The 18,770-nt window shown below is 64.3% G+C and carries 14 protein-coding genes, 1 tRNA gene and 1 pseudogene; 7 read left to right on the top strand and 9 right to left on the bottom strand.

The window, feature by feature from the left end; translation table 11 throughout:
• Positions 1-6: 6 nt before the first annotated feature.
• Complete coding sequence (locus tag EJ072_RS02445) at positions 7-372, bottom strand: TadE/TadG family type IV pilus assembly protein (RefSeq protein ID WP_245467161.1); 366 nt, start codon at positions 370-372, stop codon at positions 7-9.
• A 370-nt stretch (positions 373-742) separates the two neighbouring features.
• Here EJ072_RS02445 and EJ072_RS02440 point away from each other — a divergent pair, with 370 nt between their 5' ends.
• From EJ072_RS02440 to EJ072_RS02425, 4 genes are all read left to right on the top strand, one after another.
• Complete coding sequence (locus tag EJ072_RS02440; protein WP_126078413.1) at positions 743-2,335, top strand: peptide ABC transporter substrate-binding protein; 1,593 nt, start codon at positions 743-745, stop codon at positions 2,333-2,335.
• A gap of 173 nt (positions 2,336-2,508) precedes the next feature.
• Positions 2,509-3,432: an ABC transporter permease subunit gene (locus tag EJ072_RS02435; protein WP_126078412.1), complete on the top strand. Its 924-nt coding sequence runs from the start codon at positions 2,509-2,511 to the stop codon at positions 3,430-3,432.
• Positions 3,425-4,549, top strand: coding sequence for an ABC transporter permease subunit (locus EJ072_RS02430; RefSeq protein ID WP_126078411.1), 1,125 nt, complete (start codon positions 3,425-3,427; stop codon positions 4,547-4,549). The genes EJ072_RS02435 and EJ072_RS02430 overlap by 8 nt, the downstream gene beginning before the upstream one ends.
• A gap of 1 nt (position 4,550) precedes the next feature.
• The gene (locus EJ072_RS02425; protein WP_126078410.1) at positions 4,551-6,167 is read left to right on the top strand and encodes an ABC transporter ATP-binding protein; all 1,617 of its coding nucleotides are present in this window, start codon (positions 4,551-4,553) and stop codon (positions 6,165-6,167) included.
• A 28-nt stretch (positions 6,168-6,195) separates the two neighbouring features.
• Here the strand turns inward: EJ072_RS02425 and EJ072_RS02420 are convergent, their stop codons facing one another.
• Both EJ072_RS02420 and EJ072_RS02415 read right to left on the bottom strand, forming a co-directional pair.
• Positions 6,196-6,525, bottom strand: a complete 330-nt coding sequence (locus EJ072_RS02420) for a hypothetical protein (protein WP_126078409.1) — start codon at positions 6,523-6,525, stop codon at positions 6,196-6,198.
• Between the two features lie 175 nt (positions 6,526-6,700).
• Positions 6,701-6,777 (bottom strand) — tRNA-Pro (locus tag EJ072_RS02415).
• Between the two features lie 202 nt (positions 6,778-6,979).
• On the opposite strand from EJ072_RS02415, the gene EJ072_RS02410 reads away from it, so the two are divergent.
• Positions 6,980-9,217, top strand: a complete 2,238-nt coding sequence (locus tag EJ072_RS02410; RefSeq protein WP_126078408.1) for a mannose-1-phosphate guanylyltransferase/mannose-6-phosphate isomerase — start codon at positions 6,980-6,982, stop codon at positions 9,215-9,217.
• A 34-nt stretch (positions 9,218-9,251) separates the two neighbouring features.
• Here EJ072_RS02410 and EJ072_RS02405 read toward each other — a convergent pair.
• The 6 genes and pseudogenes from EJ072_RS02405 to betI form a co-directional block, all read right to left on the bottom strand.
• Positions 9,252-9,946: pseudogene (locus EJ072_RS02405) on the bottom strand (YoaK family protein).
• 84 nt (positions 9,947-10,030) lie between these two features.
• Positions 10,031-11,494 carry a betaine-aldehyde dehydrogenase gene (gene betB / locus EJ072_RS02400; protein ID WP_126078407.1) on the bottom strand — a complete coding sequence of 488 codons (1,464 nt, stop codon included), beginning with the start codon at positions 11,492-11,494 and terminating at the stop codon, positions 10,031-10,033.
• Positions 11,495-11,543: 49 nt separating this feature from the next.
• Entirely contained in the window at positions 11,544-13,196 is a 1,653-nt protein-coding gene (gene betA / locus EJ072_RS02395; protein WP_126078406.1) for a choline dehydrogenase, read from the bottom strand.
• Positions 13,189-14,193 (bottom strand): threonine/serine dehydratase, encoded by a 1,005-nt coding sequence (locus EJ072_RS02390; RefSeq protein WP_189343194.1) that lies wholly within the window; start codon positions 14,191-14,193, stop codon positions 13,189-13,191. Before EJ072_RS02390 ends, betA begins: the two co-directional genes overlap by 8 nt.
• Complete coding sequence (gene betC / locus EJ072_RS02385; RefSeq protein ID WP_126078405.1) at positions 14,190-15,719, bottom strand: choline-sulfatase; 1,530 nt, start codon at positions 15,717-15,719, stop codon at positions 14,190-14,192. Before betC ends, EJ072_RS02390 begins: the two co-directional genes overlap by 4 nt.
• The gene (gene betI, locus EJ072_RS02380) at positions 15,716-16,306 is read right to left on the bottom strand and encodes a transcriptional regulator BetI (protein ID WP_126078404.1); all 591 of its coding nucleotides are present in this window, start codon (positions 16,304-16,306) and stop codon (positions 15,716-15,718) included. The genes betC and betI overlap by 4 nt, the downstream gene beginning before the upstream one ends.
• A gap of 188 nt (positions 16,307-16,494) precedes the next feature.
• Between betI and EJ072_RS02375 the strand changes: the two genes are divergently transcribed.
• Together EJ072_RS02375 and EJ072_RS02370 are read left to right on the top strand one after the other, a co-directional pair.
• A complete protein-coding gene (locus tag EJ072_RS02375; protein WP_126078403.1) occupies positions 16,495-17,661 on the top strand; it encodes an acetyl-CoA acetyltransferase in 1,167 nt (388 codons plus the stop codon).
• Positions 17,662-17,710: 49 nt separating this feature from the next.
• Entirely contained in the window at positions 17,711-18,712 is a 1,002-nt protein-coding gene (locus EJ072_RS02370) for an asparaginase (RefSeq protein ID WP_126078402.1), read from the top strand.
• The last annotated feature ends 58 nt before the right edge of the window (positions 18,713-18,770 follow it).

The raw sequence follows: 18,770 nt of genomic DNA, 5'->3' as shown, positions 1-18,770 counted from the left end.
TGGACATCATATGCCTCCGACACGAATCGTCGACTGGCGCTGTATCGTCGTACCCGGCAGCGGCAGCGTCCTGAACAGGTTCCAGATCGGCAGGTTGCGCGCATCATAGGTGACGGAGACGACGAACTGGCTGCCATCGGCGACACTGTCCTTTGCATTGACGGTCAGCTTGTTAGGATCGACGAAGGGGTAGCCGGAGACGTCATGCGCGATGAAATCAGTGACCAGTGCCTGCCGCTCGGTCTGGTTGAGGCCGGCGATCGCCGTTCGCGCCGCATCGGCGGCGATCTGCTGCACAGAATGGCTGGCGCCGAAATAGATTCCGTATGCAACCATGCCGAGCAAAAGCAGGATGAAGACCGGCGCAAGCATGGCGAATTCGACTGCCGATGTGCCCGTGGCATCCGCCCGGAAACGACAGCACGAAGCAAGGAATTTTCGGTTTTTCAGCATGTTGCGGAGAATGCCAAACCCCGCCTGCAAAAACAGAAAACGCGTCGAACAACCGGCGGGTGTGCCAAGTTGAAGGTAGGTTTATAACGTTAGTTTTCGCTGTTTTAGCGTGATGACGTTCACTTTGCGTCAAGCAGGCAATGGTTGAAATAAGATTCCGCTCTGTCTAGTCTCCAGCCACCAGCAGCCGGAAGGGACCGGCGGCACGCCTGAAAGGGGCCGTTTCAACGGGTCCGGGGCGTCAACACTTAAGGCGCGGCTGAGGGGCTGCGCCGACAGGGAGAACTTCATGCTGAAAAACATGCTGAAGGCGACGGCGTTCGCCACCACCTTGGCTCTGGCCACGGGCTCCTTTTACACCCATGCTTTCGCCGAAACCGTCTACAACCGCGGCAGCGCCGCGGAGGCGGAGACGGTCGATCCACACAAGACGTCGACGACCTACGAAGCCGATATCATACGCGACCTGTTCCAGGGCCTCGTCATGCACGACCAGAAGACGAACCTCATTCCGGGCGCCGCCGAAAGCTGGACAGTGTCCGACGACGGCACCGTCTACACCTTCAAGCTGCGCAAGGACGGCCTCTGGTCGGACGGCACCCCGGTGACGGCGGACGACTTCGTCTATTCGTTCCATCGGCTGGAAGATCCGGCCACCGCCGCGGAATACGCCTCGATGCTCTATCCGGTGAAGGGCGCCGAGGACTTCAACACCAAGAAAGGCAAGGCCGAGGATATGGGCGTGAAGGCGATCGACGCCAACACGCTTGAAGTCACGCTGAAGGCGCCGACGCCTTATTTCCTGGAGATGCTGACCCATCAGGCGACCTATCCGGTCAACAAGGCTTCCATTGACAAGCTCGGCGCCGATTGGATCAAGCCCGGCAAGCTGGTTTCCAACGGCGCCTATACGCTGGCCGAATGGGTGCCCAACGACCATCTCAAGATGGTCAAGAATCCGAAATTCTGGGACGCAGCGAGCGTCAAGCTCGACGTGGTGAACTACATCCCGACCGAGGATCGCTCGTCGGCGATGAAGCGCTTCGAGGCTGGCGAGCTCGACAGCTATGGTGACCTGCCGACCGAGCAGCTCGCCGATCTCAAAGCCAAATTTGGTGACCAGGTCCGTGTCGGGCCATATCTCGGCACCTATTATTATGCGGTCAAGACCGACAAGGCGCCGTGGGACAATGTCGAGCTGCGCAACGCCATCTCGATGGCGATCGATCGCGACTTCCTGGCCGAGAAGGTCTGGCAGAACTCGATGCTGCCTGGATATTCAATGGTGCCTCCGGGCATCGAGGGCTACACGCCGTCGCTGGCCAAATACGCCGACATGCCGCAGATCGACCGCGAGGACGCGGCCAAGAAGATCCTGGAGAAGCTCGGCTACACGCCCGAGCATCCGCTGAAGATGGAAATCCGTTACAACACCTCGGAAAACCATAAGAATACGGCGGTTGCTATCCAGGAACAGCTGAAGCCGCTCGGCGTCGAGGTCACGCTGCTCAACACCGACACCAAGACCCACTACGGCTTCCTCGAGCAGAAGGGCAATTACGACGTCGCTCGCGCCGCCTGGATCGCCGACTACAAGGATCCTGAGACCTTCCTCGGCATCTCACGCAAGGCGAGCGGCAACAACTACTCGAACTACAACAGCTCGGCCTACGAAGCCGCGATGGACAAGGCGGCAGCCGCCGGCGGCAAGCCGGAAGAGCGCATGAAGGACCTCGCTGAGGCCGAGCGCATCCTCGTCGACGACGTCGGCCAGATCCCGCTGCTCTACTACAGCTATCACGACATCGTTTCCTCGAAGCTGCATGGCTTCGATGACAATGTGATGGACATTCATCCGTCCCGCTTCATCTCCAAGGACTGACAAGTAACCTTGGCCGTGCCGCCGCTCTCTTTTTGAGGGCGGCGACACGGTCTGTCGTCGTGCCGGGCCGAAAGTCGGATTGGATTTTCGACTGCCCCGGTGCGAAGATCAGAGATGCCAGCGCGCCACGATCTCGTCTGGAGAGCCGTCGCCCTGGCTCAAGCGGGGCGCCGATGCTGCGTTATGTCTTCCGGCGGTTGTTGACCGCCATCCCGACGCTGTTAGTCATCGTGACGGTGGCGTTCTTCCTGATCCGCGTCGCCCCTGGCGGCCCGTTCAACCAGGAGAGGGGCCTGAGCCCCGAGATCAGGGCCAATCTCGAAGCCCAGTTCGGCCTCAACGATCCGCTCTGGCTGCAATATCTCCACTATCTCGGCAATCTTTTGCGTGGCAGTTTCGGCCCGAGCTACAACCTGCCGGATTTCACCGTCACCGAACTCTTCGCCAAGGGTCTGCCGATCTCCGTTCAGCTCGGCACGTCGGCATTGGTGCTGGCGCTGATTGTGGGCTCGATCCTGGGTACGATCGCGGCGCTCAACCAGAACAAAATCGCCGACTATTCGGTGATTGCGCTCGCCACTGCCGGCAGCACCATCCCGACCTTCGTCATCGCGCCGGTGATCCAGCTTGTCTTCGGGCTGTCCTGGAAGCTCCTGCCGATCGGCGGCTGGGGCGACGGCGCCTTGATCAACAAGGTCGGCCCGGTGCTGACGTTGGCCTTGCCGCAGATCGCCATCGTCGCCCGCCTGATGCGCGGCTCGATGATCGAGAGCCTGCGCTCCCACCACATCCGCACCGCCCGCGCTCTCGGTCTCTCCGACTGGTCGGTGGTGGTCAAGCACGCGCTGCGCGGCGCCGTGCTGCCGATCGTCTCCTTCACCGGCCCGGCAGCCGCGGCCCTGCTCACCGGCTCGATCATTGTCGAGACGATCTTTTCCATTCCCGGCGTCGGCCGCTATTTCGTCGATGCCGCGCTCAACCGCGACTACACGCTGGTCATGGGAACCGTGGTGGTGATCGCGCTCTTCACCATCGTCTTCAACCTGATCGTCGATCTTCTCTACGCGGTGGTTGATCCGAGGGTGCGCTATGACTGATCTCGCCGTCGCCGTGCCCGAGCCGATCGTCGGCCGTTCGCTCTGGGGCAATGCCTGGGCGCGGCTGAAGCGCAACCGCGCCGCGATGTTCAGCCTCTACTACCTGGCTTTCATCACCGTCATCAGCGTGTTCGGCCCAATGGTCGTGCCGCACGAATACACCACCATCTACGGCGACTATGTGCGCATGCCGCCGAGCCTGTCGGCCTATCCGAAGCCCGACATGATCCAGGGTGCGCTCACCGATGCCATCAAGCGCATGCGCGCCAACATCAAGGAATGGCACCAGGACGGCAACCGCGTCATCGTCACCGTCACCTCGACCAAGCCGATCGACGACCGCAACATCCGCTATCTCGACCGTTCCGACGCCTTCGACGACACCAGGATCGAGAACAAGTCGGCCGATGGGCTCGAAGTGACGATGAGCTCGGCCATCAAGCAGCAATATTTCTACTTCGGCACTGACAACACCGGCCGCGACCTGCTTTCGCGAACACTGATGGCCGGGCGCATTTCGCTCGCCATCGGCCTGCTCGCCGGCGTCGTCGCCGGTGTCATCGGCGTCATCTACGGCGCGACCGCCGGGTTTGCCGGCGGCCGGGTCGACGAGGTGATGATGCGCATCGTCGACGTGCTCTATTCGCTGCCCTTCATCTTCTTCGTCATCATGCTGGTGGTGTTCTTCGGCCGCAACTTCGTGCTGATGTTCCTGGCGGTGGGGGCTGTGCTGTGGCTAGACATGGCGCGCATCGTGCGCGGCCAGGCGCTGTCGATCCGAAGGCAGGAATATGTCCAGGCGGCGGAAGCGATGGGCGTCGGTCAGCGCGGCATCCTGCTGCGCCATGTCATCCCCAACCTGCTTGGCCCGGTCGTCATCTACATGACGCTGCTTGTGCCGCAGGTCATCATCCTGGAAAGTTTTCTTTCCTTCCTTGGCCTCGGCGTGCAGGAGCCGATGACCAGCTGGGGCGTGCTGATCTCGGTCGGCGCCAAGAACATCGGCTACGCCAACTGGCTGCTGTTGTTCCCGGCTTTCTTCCTCGTCTCGACGCTGTTTGCCCTGAACTTCGTCGGCGACGGCCTGCGCGACGCGCTTGATCCGAAGGACCGCTGACATGGCCACCGAAACGATCCTCAGCGTCAAGGACCTGCGCGTCCGCTTCCAGACCCTCGACGGCACGGTGGAGGCGGTCAAAGGCATTAGTATCAACGTGAAGGCGGGCGAGACCGTCGCCGTCGTCGGCGAATCCGGCTCCGGCAAGAGCCAGACGATGATGGCGGCGATGAACCTCTTGTCCTCCAATGGCGAGGCGACCGGCCATGTCGACTACCGTGGCCAGAACCTTCTGACCCTGTCGAAGAGCGAGCTCAACAAGGTGCGCGGCCGCAAGATCAGCATGATCTTCCAGGAGCCGATGACCTCGCTCGACCCGCTCTACACCATCGGCAACCAGCTGATCGAGCCGATCCGCCGGCACCGCGGGCTCTCCGGGCCGGCGGCGCGCGAAGAAGCGCTGAAGCTGCTCAGGCTGGTGCACATCCCCGATCCCGAGCGGCGCATGAAATCCTACCCGCACGAAATGTCGGGCGGCCAGCGTCAGCGCGTCATGATCGCCATGGCTCTCGCCAACGATCCCGACATCCTGATCGCAGATGAGCCGACGACAGCGCTCGACGTCACCATCCAAGCGCAGATCCTGATGCTGCTGGCCGAACTGCAGCGCAAGCTCGGCATGGCGATCGTCTTCATCACCCACGACCTCGGCATCGTGCGCCGTTTCGCCGACCGGGTCTATGTCATGCGCCAGGGCGAAGTGGTGGAGGAGGGCGCGGCGGAAGCGCTCTTCGCCAATCCGCAGCATGCCTACACCAAAATGCTGCTCGCGGCCGAGCCGACCGGCAGCAAGGCGGCGCCGCCGGCCAATTCGCCGGTGCTGCTCGAAGGCCGAAATGTCGAAGTCGTCTTCAAGATCGGCGGCGGCTTCCTCGGCGGCGAGCCGCTGATGCTGCGCGCGGTGGACAAGATCTCGGTCAGGCTGAAGCGCAACCAGACGATCGGCATCGTCGGCGAATCCGGTTCGGGCAAGTCGACGCTCGGCCGCGCGCTGCTCAGGCTCTTGCCCAGCGACGGCGTCATCCGCTTCGGCGACCGCGACATCTCAGGAGCCGATCGCCAGGCGATGCGGCCGCTCAGGCGCGAATTGCAGCTCGTCTTCCAGGACCCGTTCGGTTCGTTGTCGCCGCGCATGACCGTCGGCCAGGTGATCACCGAGGGCCTTCTGGTGCATGAGCCTTCGCTGACCGGCAAGCAGCGCGACCAGCGCGCCGTCGAGGCGTTGCGCGAGGTCGGCCTCGATCCCAACGCCCGCAACCGCTATCCGCACGAATTCTCCGGTGGCCAGCGCCAGCGCATCGCCATTGCCCGCGCCATGATCTTGAAGCCGAAAGTGGTGGTGCTGGACGAGCCGACCTCGGCGCTCGACCGCTCGGTGCAGAAGCAGATCGTGGAATTGCTGCGCAAGCTGCAAGCCGACCACGAGCTGTCCTACCTCTTCATCAGCCACGACCTCGCTGTGGTGCGCGCCATGGCCGACTACATCATCGTGATGAAGCAGGGAAAGATCGTCGAGGAAGGACCGACGCAGGAAATCTTCGACAACCCGCGCGAGGCCTACACGCAGACGCTGATGAACGCGGCGATCGATTCAACACGGTTCCGCATCAGCGCTTGAGGCGGGGCGAGCCCGACCGGGCGCCGGCTCACTGCGCGGAGGGGCACCTTTGCTTTCTGGCCGTGACGATCACCTGCTGCTGTTGCTGCAGCCGTTCGATCCGGACGGTTTCGCGATTGGCAACCACTGCCTTCACACGTTCGCCGCCGAGCAGCCAGTTCGGCACGCTGGTATTGGCGACCTTGCCGCGGGCGATTGCGGTACGCGAAATATCCGTGGCGGTGTCGCCCACCGCATTGTTGAGCTCGGCGCAGTTCATCTTGTCGTATTTCGCCGGGCTGATCGACGCGGTGGTCGATGAGCAGCCTGCTGCCAGAAGCAGCGTCGCGATCAAAATGGCTGTAGGCTTGAATGTCATTCTCTCAGCCGCTCTGCGGGTTCCGCGCTCCACGAACCCAGGACAGTACGCCATTAGGTCAAAGTAAGGGCCGGCTGTCGAGCACAATAGGCGGCACAAGCCAATCGGCTCACTGTTCCACGAAAAAAGTCAACGAGGCGCGCGGGATTGCAAGCATCCAAGTGCTTGTTTCTTCTGGTCGGAGTGGCAGGATTTGAACCTGCGACCCCCTCGTCCCGAACGAGGTGCGCTACCAGACTGCGCTACACTCCGTGACCAGACGGCGGGCTTATAGCCGCCGCTTTTCGATACTGCAAGCGGCAATGGCAGCACTTCTGTCGCATTTCGTCGGCTTTCGTCGCGCCGGTCGGGACGGCAGCGGGTTGAGGCAGTTCGTGAAAGGCGAGTTCCAGCCTTGTGTGACCAACCATGACGCCGCTAAAACGAGTTCTCCGGCCGCCTGGAGTCCCGAATCTTGCCTCAGCGCATCGTCAGTTTCGTCATGAGTGGCGGCGTCGGGTCGCGGCTATGGCCGCTGTCGCGCGAGGACAACCCCAAGCAGTTCCACGATTTTTCCGGCGATGGCTCGATGCTGGCCAGGACCTTGCGCCGGCTGGCGGCGCGGCCGGACGGCGAGACGCCGATCTTCCTGATCGCCGCGGAACGTCACGCCGAGCGCGTCCATGCCGACCTTGCCGGCGTTGATCTCAAGGGCGGCGGACCGTTGTTCGAGCCGACGGGCCGCAACACGGCCGCCGCCGTCGCGCTGGCAAGCCTGCGCACGCTCTCCGAATATGGCGACGAGCTGGTGCTGGTGGTGCCGTCCGACCATGAGATCTCGACGACCGCTCAGTTCTGGCAAAGCATCGAGGCGGGCGCGGTCGCGGCAAATGCCGGGCGGCTCGTGGTGTTCGGCCTGAAGCCAACCCAGCCCGAGACCGGCTACGGCTATATCGAGGTTGGGGCGGACAGGGCGGGCGTGTTCGACGTCTCGCGCTTTGTCGAGAAGCCGGATCTCGCCACCGCGCAGGCCTATCTCGACGCCGGCAATTTCTACTGGAACACCGGCATCTTCCTGTTCCGCGCCGGCGCCATGCGCGACGCCTTAGCGGCCTATGAGCCGAAAATCTGGCAGGCGACCGAAGCTGCCTACAAGGCGGCAACCAGCGATCTCTCGGGCCTTTACATGGCGCTGGAACTCTACTCGGCCATCCCGTCGACCTCGATCGACTACGCCATCATGGAGCGCGCCAAGGACATTGCCATGGTCCCGGCCGGCTTCCGCTGGAACGATCTCGGCTCGTGGCAGTCGCTGCTCGATGTCGGCCCGTCCGACAAGCACGGCAACGTCATCATCGGCGATGTCGTCGCCATCGATTGCGAAAACTCCTATATCCGCGGCGATGGCCGCCTGCTTTCGGCGATCGGCATGAAGGATGTCGCTATCGTTTCGACGGCTGACGCAACCTTCGTCGCGCCGGTCAGCCACAGCCAGCACGTCAAGAAGATCGTCGAGCAGCTGGAGAAATCCGGCCGGCTGGAGACGAGATTCACGCCGGCGCATGACCGTGTCATCGAGAGCGGCGCCTGGCGGCGGCGCGTGCGCCACTGGCTGTTCGAGGAGACGCTGCCGCTGTGGTCGACGGTCGGCGTCGATGAGCGCCATGGCGGCTTCCACGAAGCGCTCGGCTTCGACGCCGCGCCGTTGATGAAACCCAAGCGAATGCGCACGCAGGCGCGCCAGGTCTACGCCTTCGCGGTGGCCAAGGAGCGTGGCTGGGACGGTCCGGCGGAAAGGCTGATCGCCCACGGCATCGACTTCATGGCTGGTCAGGGCCGAACGAAGCGCGGCGGCTGGGTGCGCACGCTCAACATCGATGGCTCGGTCGCCGATCCTGTCGAGGACGCCTACGATCATTCCTGCGTTCTCCTGGCGCTGGCGCACGCCCACATGTCGGGCCATCCAGATGCGTTGCGGCTCGGCGAGGAAACGTTCGCCTTCCTCGACGCGCATTTGGAAGACAGCCGCATGACCGGTTTCCTGGAAACCTCGGATGGGGCGGAGGAGCGGCGCTCCAACCCGCACATGCATCTGCTCGAGGCCTTCCTCGCCTGGCACAAGGCGACGGGCGAGCGCGCCTATCTGCGCCGCGCAGCGCGCATCATCGACCTCTTCCGCAGCCATTTCTTCGATGCCGAAAGCTGGACCATCGGCGAGTATTTCGACGAGGGCTGGAAGCCGGCCGCGGGCGAGAAGGGGAGCTGGACCGAGCCTGGCCATCATTTCGAATGGGCCTCCCTGCTGGTCGATTTCGCCGCCCGCAGCGGCCAGAACGAACTTCCCGCCTTCGCCCGCAAGCTTTATGCCTCGGCCATTGCCAACGGGCTCAACCGCGCAACCGGCCTCGCCTACGGCGCGGTCTCGCGCCAGGGTCTGCCGCTGGATACCGTCTCGCGCGGCTGGCCGCAGGCCGAGGCGATCAAGGCGGCGATCGCGCTGGACGGCTCGGGCGGGCCGGACCTCAAGCCCGAGATCGAGGCGCGCGTCGGCCGCCTGTTCCGCTGGCACATCGATCCGGCACCGCTCGGTCTGTGGATCGATCGCATCGACGAGCGCGGCCGCTCACTGGCGACCGAGGTGCCGGCCAGCATCTTCTACCATCTGGTCTATGCGCTGACGCAGTATCTGGACGGGACGGCGCAGATGGGGTGAGCCGGTTCCGGCACGGCCTGACCAGACATCGTCGTCATGGCGTCGCATTCCCCCGGACGATCAGAGCCAGCAGCGCGACGACCGGCGGCGCCGCGAATGACCAGACACCGACTGCACATGGAGCAGCGCGGCCGTTCCGCATCCGAGAGCGAAGACGGCCACCATGCCCGACATCCGCGCGAGGCGCGACCGTGACGCGGCAGTATCCTCGGCGGACGAGCCGTAGATCAGGTCGGCCAGGTCAAGCATGATCTGGGTCGTGGTGCCCGTCATCAGCGTCGAAGGCGGCAGGCTGGCGAGATGGACGCGATGCGCGGCGTTCTGCACCGCCATGGCCGAAACCAATATCATTCCCGTTACGATGGCGGCCCAATGGTCGCCATCCGGGAAAGGCCCGAGCCGGACCGTCAGAACGGCGGCTGCGATCAGCAATACGAGCTTGATCGTCAGCAGGTAACGAAAGACCGGCGCTTCCCGGTGTCTCAGCGCGTTCGACAACAGCCGGCTGAGGATGACAACAGCGCAAAAGACCGGCAGCGCAAGCAGCTTCGACAGGGCGCCTGACGTGCCGAGCGCCAGGGAGGCGCCGAGCGTCACGAAGTTGCCGGTGACATGCGCGGTAAACAGCCCCTGGAGCGCCAGGAAACCCATCGTGTCGACATAGCCGCCGTTGAAGCCGAGCAGTAGCGGCAACACGACGGCTCGGTTGTCCTTGGTTTCACCCGCCATCTTGGCCTCCTTTGCCTCCGGCAAGGTTGTGGCAAACCGCGGCAAGGAGAACAGCGCGATGATCTGCCGAAACGGATCGCGACATCAATAAGGCGCCGCCACGTCACCCGTCTCGACATAAACCGCCTTGAGCTGCGAATAATGCGCCAGCGCGGCCAGCGAGTTCTCGCGGCCGATGCCGGACTGCTTGACGCCGCCGAAGGGCATTTCGACCGGGGTCAGATTGTAGGCGTTGATCCAGCAGGTGCCGGCCTGCAGCTCGGCGATCACCCGATGCGCACGCGGCAGGTCGCGCGTGAACACGCCGGCCGCCAGCCCGAACTCGGTGTCGTTGGCGCGCTCGATCACCTCGTCCTCGCTGTCGAACTTCAAGACGCTCATCACCGGTCCGAAAATCTCCTCGCGCGCGATGCGCATGGTGTCGGTGACATTGGTGAACACGGTCGGCTCGATGAAGAAACCGCTCTCGAAACCTTGCAGCGACGGCACGTTGCCGCCGCAGGCGAGTGTCGCTCCGTCCTGCTGGCCGGCTTCGATGTACGAGACGACCTTGCTCTGCTGCGCCTTGTTGACCAGTGGGCCCATCTGCGTCTCGGGATCGAGCGGATCCCCGATGCGGATCTTCTTGGTGCGCTCGACCAGCCGCTCGACGAAGCGATCATGCAGGCCTTTCTGCACGAAGACGCGCGTGCCGTTGGAGCAGATTTGCCCGGTCGAATAGAAATTGCCGAGCATGGCGCCGCCGATGGCATTCTCGAGGTCGGCATCGTCGAAGACGATGAGCGGCGACTTGCCGCCGAGCTCCATCGTCGCATGCTTCATCTTGGAGCCGGCGAGCGACAGCACCTTGCGACCGGTCGGCACCGAGCCGGTCACCGAAACTTTTGCCACCACATCATGGCCGACGAGGCCGGCGCCGACATCGCCATAGCCTTGCACGACATTGAACAGCCCATCGGGCAAGCCGGCCTCCGAGTAGATCTCGGCCAGCGCCAGGGCCGAAAGCGGCGTGTTCTCCGAAGGCTTGAACACCATGGCATTGCCCATAGCCAGCGCCGGCGCCGACTTCCAGCCGGCGATCTGGATCGGGTAGTTCCAGGCGCCGATGCCGACGCAGACGCCGAGCGGCTCGCGGCGCGTGTAGGCGAATGGTCCGCCGAGATCGATCATCTCGCCGTTGAAGGCGGCGACCGCTCCGGCGAAATATTCCAGGCAGTCGGCGGCGGAAGGGGCGTCCGCCACCAATGTCTCCTGGATCGCCTTTCCGGTGTCGAGCGTCTCGATGCGCGCCAGGTCGGCGTTGCGCGCGCGCAGAATATCGGCGGCGCGGCGCAGGATGCGGCCGCGCTCGACGGGCTTCAGCCGCGCCCAGGCCGGCTGCGCGGAGCGGGCCGCCTCGATCGCCAGCTCCAGCACGTTCGGCGTCGCCGAATGCAGGGTGGCGATGGTCTCGCCGGTTGCCGGATAGATCACCGGCAGCGGCGTGCCGCCCTCATCCTCGATATAGCGGCCGTTGACATAGTGCGATGCGGTCGGCTGGGCGCGCATGGCTTTCTCCAAGTCTGTTCGCCGGGAGGGCGGTCAGCCCGACAATGCCCTATCGGTCCGCCACCTGCCAGCGAGGATTGATCCAGGGTTCCTGGTTGGATGGCGCCAGCGGCGTGCGGCCGAGGATATGGTCGGAGGCTTTTTCGCCGGTCATGATCGACGGCGCGTTGAGGTTGCCGTTGGTCACACGCGGGAAGATCGAGGAGTCGGCGACGCGCAGTCCTGCGACGCCGATTACCCGGCATTCCGGATCGACGACGGCGGTTAAATCGTCGGCACGGCCCATCCGGCAGGTGCCGCAAGGGTGGTAGGCGCTCTCGGCATGGTCGCGGATGAAGGCGTCGAGCTCGTCGTCGGTCTGCACATGGCTGCCCGGCGAAATCTCCTTGCCGCGGAAGCCGTCGAAGGCCTTCTGCCCGAAGATCTCGCGCGTCAGCCGGATGCAATGGCGGAACTCGCTCCAGTCGTCCGGATGTGACATGTAGTTGAAGCGGATCACCGGCTTCGCCTTCGGGTCGGGCGAGCGCAGCGTCACCGAACCGCGCGACTTCGAGCGCATCGGCCCGACATGCGCCTGGAACCCATGCGCCTTCGCCGCCGCCTTGCCGTCATAGCGCACCGCCGCGGGGATGAAGTGATACTGGATATCGGGGTAGTCGACGCCGGCCTGCGAACGCACGAAGGCGGCCGCCTCGAAATGGTTGGTGGCGCCAAGCCCGCTCTTGAAGAACAGCCACTGCGCGCCGATCAATGCCTTGGAGAAAGGATTGAGCACCGAGTTCAGCGTGATCGGCCTAGTCGATTCCTGCTGGATATAGAGTTCCAGATGGTCCTGCAGATTGGCGCCGACACCCGGCCTGTCGGCGATCACCTTTATGCCGTTCTCCTGCAGATGCGCGCCTGGGCCGATGCCGGACAACATCAGGATCTTCGGCGAGTTGATCGACGACGCCGCGACGATCACTTCACGCCGCGCCTTAACGACCTGAATCTTTTTGTCAGCTTCGATCTCGACGCCGAGGGCGCGTTGATTCTCGATCACCACGCGCCGGGCGAAGCCTTTGACCAGACTCACATTCTTGCGTTTGAGAGCCGGCTTCAGATAGGCGTTCGCCGCCGACCAGCGGCGGCCGCCAAGAATGGTCTGCTCCATCGGCCCGAAACCTTCCTGCTTCGAGCCGTTATAATCGTCGGTGAGCTCGAAGCCCGCCTGGCGGCCTGCTTCGACGAAGGCGCCATAGAGCGGGTTCTTCCGTGTGCCGCGCTGCACATGCAATGGTCCGCCGTGGCCCCGCCAGCCATCCTCGCCGCCGTCGGAATCCTCCATGCGCTTGAAATAGGGGAGCACGTCGGCGAAGCCCCAGCCGGTCGCACCCTGTTCCGCCCAATGGTCGAAGTCGTGTGCATGGCCGCGCACATAGACCATGCCGTTGATCGAGGACGAGCCGCCGATCACCTTGCCGCGCGGCGTCGCCAGCACGCGGCGGCCGAGATGCGGCTCCGGCTCGCTGGCGAAACCCCAGTCGTAGAGGCTCATATTGAGTGGGATCGACAGCGCCGACGGCATCTGGATCAGCGGCCCCATATCGGTGCCGCCGAACTCGATGACGATCACCGAGTGCTTGCCGTCCTCCGACAGCCGATAGGCCATGGCCGAGCCGGCGGAGCCGGAGCCGATGATGACGAAATCCGCTTCAAGCATTGTTCATATGCGCCATAAAATCGGCGAGCGAGACATTGCCGCCGGTTGCAACCACAAGGACAGTCTTGTCCTTCACATCCACCTTGCCGCCGAGAAGGGCGGCCAGTGATGCCGCGCCCGAGGGCTCCAGCACCAGCTTCATCCGCTCGAAGGCGATCTTCATCGCCCGCCGCACCGAGGCGTCGTCGACGGTGACGCCGCGCACGCCGGCGGCGCTGACGGCCGCGAAAGGCGCGTCGCCGGGCTTGCGCGCCATCAGCCCGTCGCAGATCGATTTCGGCCCGATCGGCATCGTCTCGATCGCGCCATGCGCGAGCGATGAGCCCATGCCGTTGAAACCCTCCGGCTCGACGGCGATGATCTCGGTCTTGGGCGACAGATAGTGGAAGGCCAGCGAAACGCCGCCGATCAAGCCACCACCGCCGACCGAGCAGAACACAAGGTCGGCATGCTCCTTCTTAGCCGCCAACTGGTCGAGCGCTTCCAATCCGGCACCCGCCTGGCCTGCGACGATTTCCGGATCGTCGAAGGGGTGCAGCAAGGTGAGGTGCTCTGTCTCGGCGATCTCGCGCGCCTTGGCGGCAGCCACCTCCTCACGGGCGCGATCGCCATGATCGGTCAGCACCACGCGCGCGCCATAGCCGGCGGTGGCATCGCGCTTGGCGGCCGGCGCGTCGACCGGCATGACGATGGTGACGGGAATGCCGAGCGCCTGGCCGGCGGCTGCCAGCCCCTGCGCGAAATTGCCGGAGGAGTAGGCCACCACGCCCTTCTTCGCTTCATCCGGCGAAAGCCGCTTCAGCCGCCAATAGGCGCCGCGCACCTTGAAGGAGCCGGCCCATTGCAGCGACTCCGGCTTGACGAAGACGCGCGCCGCGCCGGTTTCCCTGGCCAAAGCCGCCGACTCCAGGAGCGGCGTCACCTGCGTGGCCGTCGAGGTGACGGCGTAGGCGTGCCTCAGATGATCAAGTGGTGGGACGAGAATGTCTGCCATCATTCGCCTCTCGGATACCGTTTGCTCTCTTCGAGATTGTCGAGGTTCATGTGGTTGCGCATGTAGCGTTCCGACGCCTTCTGCAGCGGCTGGAACTCCCAGGGGTAGTAAGCGCCGTTGCGCAGCGCCGGGTAGACGACCCAGCGGCGCGCCTGGCTTTCACGGACTGCGGCGTCGAAGCCTGCCATGTCCCAGCGCGCGCGGACCTTTTCCATGAAGGCCGAGACCAGATCGGCGTAGGCCGGGTTGGTCGCGAGATTGTCGAGCTCGCGCGGATCGGCGACGAGATCGAAGAGCTGCGGCGGATCGAGCTCGCAATGGACGAATTTGTGTTTGCCCTCGCGGATCGCCACCATCGGCGCGTAGGAGCCTTCAGCCGCATATTCCATCAGCACCGGCGCCGAGCGCTCCTTGCCGGCGGCAAGCGGCAGCAGCGACAGGCCGTCCGTCCACGGCGCGATCCCGCTCATGTCGATGCCGGCGAGGTCGCAGAGCGTCGGCGCCACGTCGAGATTGGAGGCAGGCGTCTCGATCAGTCCGGCCTTGATGCCTTTGCCGGACATCATCAAAGGCACCCGCGCCGCCCCTTCGTAGAAGCACATCTTGAACCACAGGCCGCGCTCGCCCAGCATGTCGCCATGGTCGGAGCAGAACAGAATGATCGTGTCGTCCAGCATGCGCGTGCGCTCCAGCACCGACAGCAGCTCGCCGATCTTGTCGTCGAGATAGGAGATGTTGGCGAAATAGCCGCGCCGCGAGCGGCGGATCTGCTCGGGCGTGATGTCGAAACTGTCGTAGTCGGATGCCTTGTAGAGCCGCTTTGAATGCGGATCCTGGCTGTCGTAGGGGATGAAGCCCACCTCCGGCTCCAGTGCCGGGCAGTCTTCGTAAAGGTCCCAGTATTTGCGCCGCGCGACATAGGGATCGTGCGGATGGGTGAAGGAGACGGTCAGGCACCAGGGGCGCCGGTCCGCGTCATCCGACACGCGCGCGAACTCATAGAGCTTTTGCGTCGCATGGAAGGCGACCTCGTCGTCATACTCCATCTGGTTGGTGATCTCGGCGACGCCGGCGCCGGTCACCGAACCCAGATTGTGGTACCACCAGTCGATACGCTCGCCGGGCTTGCGGTAGTCCGGCGTCCAGCCGAAATCGGCCGGGTAGATGTCGGTGGTCAGCCGCTCTTCGAAACCGTGCAGTTGGTCGGGGCCGACGAAATGCATCTTGCCGGAAAGCACCGTGTGATAGCCGGCGCTGCGCAGATGATGCGCGTAGGTCGGGATCGAGGAGGCGAATTCCGCGGCGTTGTCATAGACTTGGGTGCGCGACGGCAGCTGGCCGCTCATGAAGGAGGCGCGGCCCGGTGCGCAGAGCGGCGAGGCGGTATAGTTGTTGGCGAAGCGCGCCGAGCGCTGGGCAAACGCCTTCAGATTGGGCGCGTGCAGGAACTCGGCCGGGCCGTCCGGGAAGAACGTGCCGTTGAGCTGATCGACCATGACGATCAGGAAATTGGGTCGCCGGGTGGTCAAGGCAGGCTCCGTCCGTTGAGCTTGGTTTCGAGATAGTCTTCCACAAGCGCGATCGCGGTCTGCGCGTCGGGCACGCCGTCCTTCAGCGCGCGGCGGATGTAGAGCCCGTCGATCAGCGCCGCGGTCGCTTCCGCCACGCGGTCGGCCTCTGTCCGCGGCAGGATCCCGGTCAGCCCGCTCATTAGGTTCGAATGCAGCCGCCGCGCATAGATGCGCAGCAGCCGCCGCAGCTCGGTCGATTTCTGCGCCTCGACATAAAAGGCAAGCCAGGCGGCGATGATCTCGGCCTGGAACTGGTCATCGGAGAAGCTGACCGCGACCACGGACGAGACGCGCTCACGCGCTGTGCCGGCGGTGTGAAGCGCGTGCCTGGTGTCGATGTTGAGCTCCGTCAGGATGTGCCGCATCGTCGCGAAAAGCAGCTCGTCCTTGGCGCCGAAATAGTGATGCGCCAGCGCCGACGACACACCGGCGCGTCCGGCGATCTCCGACATCGTCACGTCGAGCGATCCGCGCTCGCCGATCGCCGAGATCGTCGCGTCGATCAGCGCCTTGCGGCGCACGGGTTCCATTCCGATTTTCGGCATTTTGGGGGTCCGGTTCGGGTCGAGATTATTTTTTATTGACGCGTCAATCAATAAAAAATCGACACCGGGATCAACCGATCGTGTCGTTCTGGCCCATGCAGGGGGCTGGAAAACGGTTCATTGTTGAACAATATTGAATCACGTGCCGCTAAGGATCGTGCTAGGCTGCGGCGCAAATGGAGGTTGCCATGACCGCATGCATCGTCGGCTGGGCGCATTCGCGCTTCGGCAAGCTCGAAGGCGAGACGCTGGAGAGCCTGATCACCAAGGTTGCCGTCGAGGCGCTCGACCATGCCGGCATCGGCCCCGACGATGTGGACGAGATCGTGCTCGGCCATTTCAACGCCGGCTTCTCGCCGCAGGATTTCACCGCGAGCCTCGTGCTGCAGGCCGATGACCGGCTGCGCTTCAAGCCGGCGACGCGCGTCGAGAATGCCTGCGCCACCGGGTCGGCCGCGGTCCGGCAAGGTATCCGCGCCATCGACGCCAACGCCGCCCGCATCGTGCTGGTGGTCGGCGCCGAGCAGATGACGACCACGCCCGGTCCCGAGATCGGCAAGAACCTGCTCAAGGCATCCTACCTTCCGGAAGAAGGTGACACCCCGGCCGGCTTTGCCGGCGTCTTCGGCAAGATCGCGCAGGCCTATTTCCAGCGCTATGGCGACCAGTCGGACGCGCTGGCCATGATCGCTGCCAAGAACCACAAGAACGGTGTCGACAATCCCTACGCGCAGATGCGCAAGGATTTCGGCTATGAGTTCTGTCGCCAGGAAAGCGAGAAGAACCCCTTCGTCGCCGGTCCGCTGAAGCGCACAGATTGCTCGCTGGTGTCGGACGGCGCCGCGGCGCTGGTGCTCACCGACACCGCGACGGCGTTGAAGATGCGGCGCGCCGTGACCTTCCGCGCCAACGAGCATGTCCAGGATTTCCTGCCGATGTCGAAGCGCGACATCCTAGCCTTCGAAGGTTGCGAGCACGCCTGGAACCAGGCGCTGAAGAAGGCCGGCGTCACGCTCGACGACCTTTCCTTCGTCGAGACGCATGACTGCTTCACCATCGCCGAATTGATCGAATACGAAGCGATGGGCCTGGCCAGGCCCGGCGAGGGCGCCAGGCTGGCGCTGGACGGCACGACGGCCAAGGACGGCCGCCTGCCGGTCAATCCTTCGGGCGGCCTGAAGGCCAAGGGCCATCCGATCGGCGCCACCGGCGTTTCGATGCATGTGCTCACCGCCATGCAGTTGACCGGCGAGGCCGGCGGCATCCAGGTGCCGGGCGCGAAGCTCGGCGGCATCTTCAACATGGGTGGTGCTGCCGTCGCCAATTACGTTTCCATTCTCGACCGCATCAGGTAGAAGCTGCCCGCACTAAAAGCAGCGCCCTCTGGCGCGTGCGGGAGGCAGCATGTCCAATCCGGTTCTGGTCGAAGTCACGCGCGGCGCGGTGGTCGAAAGCAGGCACCGCGGCGCCATCAGCGCGTTCGACGCCGACGGCAAGACCGTCTGGGAGATCGGCGACACGGATCGCCCGGTTTTCCCGCGCTCTGCGGTGAAGGCGATCCAGGCGCTGCCGCTGGTCGAATCGGGGGCTGCCGACGCCTATGGCTTCGGCAACCGCGAACTGGCGCTGGCCTGCGCCTCGCATTCGGGCGAGCCCGCCCATGTCGAACTGGCGCGGGCGATGCTCGCCAAGGCCGGTCTCGACAAAACCGCTCTCGAATGCGGCGCGCATTGGCCCAACCATGAAGCCACCCTAGCGCTCGCCCGCGCCGGCGCTGTGCCGAGCGCGTTGCACAACAACTGCTCCGGCAAGCATGCCGGCTTCCTCTGCACCTGCGTGCATTCGGGCATCGCCCATCGGGGCTACGTCAAGGAGGGACACGCGCAGCAGGAGATGGTGCGCGACGCCATGCAATCCGTCACCGGCGCTGCCCACAACACCGGCAATAGCGCCATCGACGGCTGCTCGATCCCGACCTATGCCGTGCCGTTGAAGAGTTTTGCGCTCGGCTTTGCCCGCATGGCGACGGGCAGGGGCTTCTCGCCCGAGCGCGCAAAGGCGGCGAAGCGTCTGCTTTCGGCCTGCATGGCCGAGCCGTTCCTCGTCGCCGGCACCGGCAAGGCCGATGTCGCGCTGATGCAGGCAGCACCGGGCCGCATCTTCGTCAAGACCGGCGCCGAAGGCGTCTATTGCGCGGCCTTGCCCGAGCTCGGTCTCGGCATCGCGCTCAAATGCGATGACGGCGCCGGCAGGGCGGCAGAGGTGATGATCGCCGCGGTGCTTGCGAAACTGCTGCGTGGCGATGAGGCGGTAGCGGTAAGGCTGACCCAGCTCGCCCATCCCGCAGTCGAAAGCCGCATCGGCGCCAAGGTTGGTTCGCTGCGGCCGACGGCGGCACTCAATTAGCGCATGATCCCGAAAGTGGGGACCGGTTTCGGAAAGATCATGCTCCAACAAAAACTAG

Origin of the sequence: Mesorhizobium sp. M2A.F.Ca.ET.046.03.2.1, from assembly GCF_003952425.1 — a bacterium.
Lineage (GTDB): Bacteria > Pseudomonadota > Alphaproteobacteria > Rhizobiales > Rhizobiaceae > Mesorhizobium.
This window is presented reverse-complemented; position numbering and strand designations above follow the sequence as displayed.

Coding starts and splice junctions, on each gene's coding strand:
- betB (WP_126078407.1), bottom strand. CDS start 11,494: ATGCGCGCCCAGCCGACCGCATCGCACTATGTCAACGGCCGCTATATC.
- EJ072_RS02445 (WP_245467161.1), bottom strand. CDS start 372: ATGCTTGCGCCGGTCTTCATCCTGCTTTTGCTCGGCATGGTTGCATAC.
- EJ072_RS02420 (WP_126078409.1), bottom strand. CDS start 6,525: ATGACATTCAAGCCTACAGCCATTTTGATCGCGACGCTGCTTCTGGCA.
- EJ072_RS02375 (WP_126078403.1), top strand. CDS start 16,495: ATGACCGCATGCATCGTCGGCTGGGCGCATTCGCGCTTCGGCAAGCTC.
- betA (WP_126078406.1), bottom strand. CDS start 13,196: ATGCTTGAAGCGGATTTCGTCATCATCGGCTCCGGCTCCGCCGGCTCG.
- EJ072_RS02390 (WP_189343194.1), bottom strand. CDS start 14,193: ATGATGGCAGACATTCTCGTCCCACCACTTGATCATCTGAGGCACGCC.
- EJ072_RS02435 (WP_126078412.1), top strand. CDS start 2,509: ATGCTGCGTTATGTCTTCCGGCGGTTGTTGACCGCCATCCCGACGCTG.
- EJ072_RS02370 (WP_126078402.1), top strand. CDS start 17,711: ATGTCCAATCCGGTTCTGGTCGAAGTCACGCGCGGCGCGGTGGTCGAA.
- EJ072_RS02440 (WP_126078413.1), top strand. CDS start 743: ATGCTGAAAAACATGCTGAAGGCGACGGCGTTCGCCACCACCTTGGCT.
- EJ072_RS02425 (WP_126078410.1), top strand. CDS start 4,551: ATGGCCACCGAAACGATCCTCAGCGTCAAGGACCTGCGCGTCCGCTTC.
- betI (WP_126078404.1), bottom strand. CDS start 16,306: ATGCCGAAAATCGGAATGGAACCCGTGCGCCGCAAGGCGCTGATCGAC.
- EJ072_RS02430 (WP_126078411.1), top strand. CDS start 3,425: ATGACTGATCTCGCCGTCGCCGTGCCCGAGCCGATCGTCGGCCGTTCG.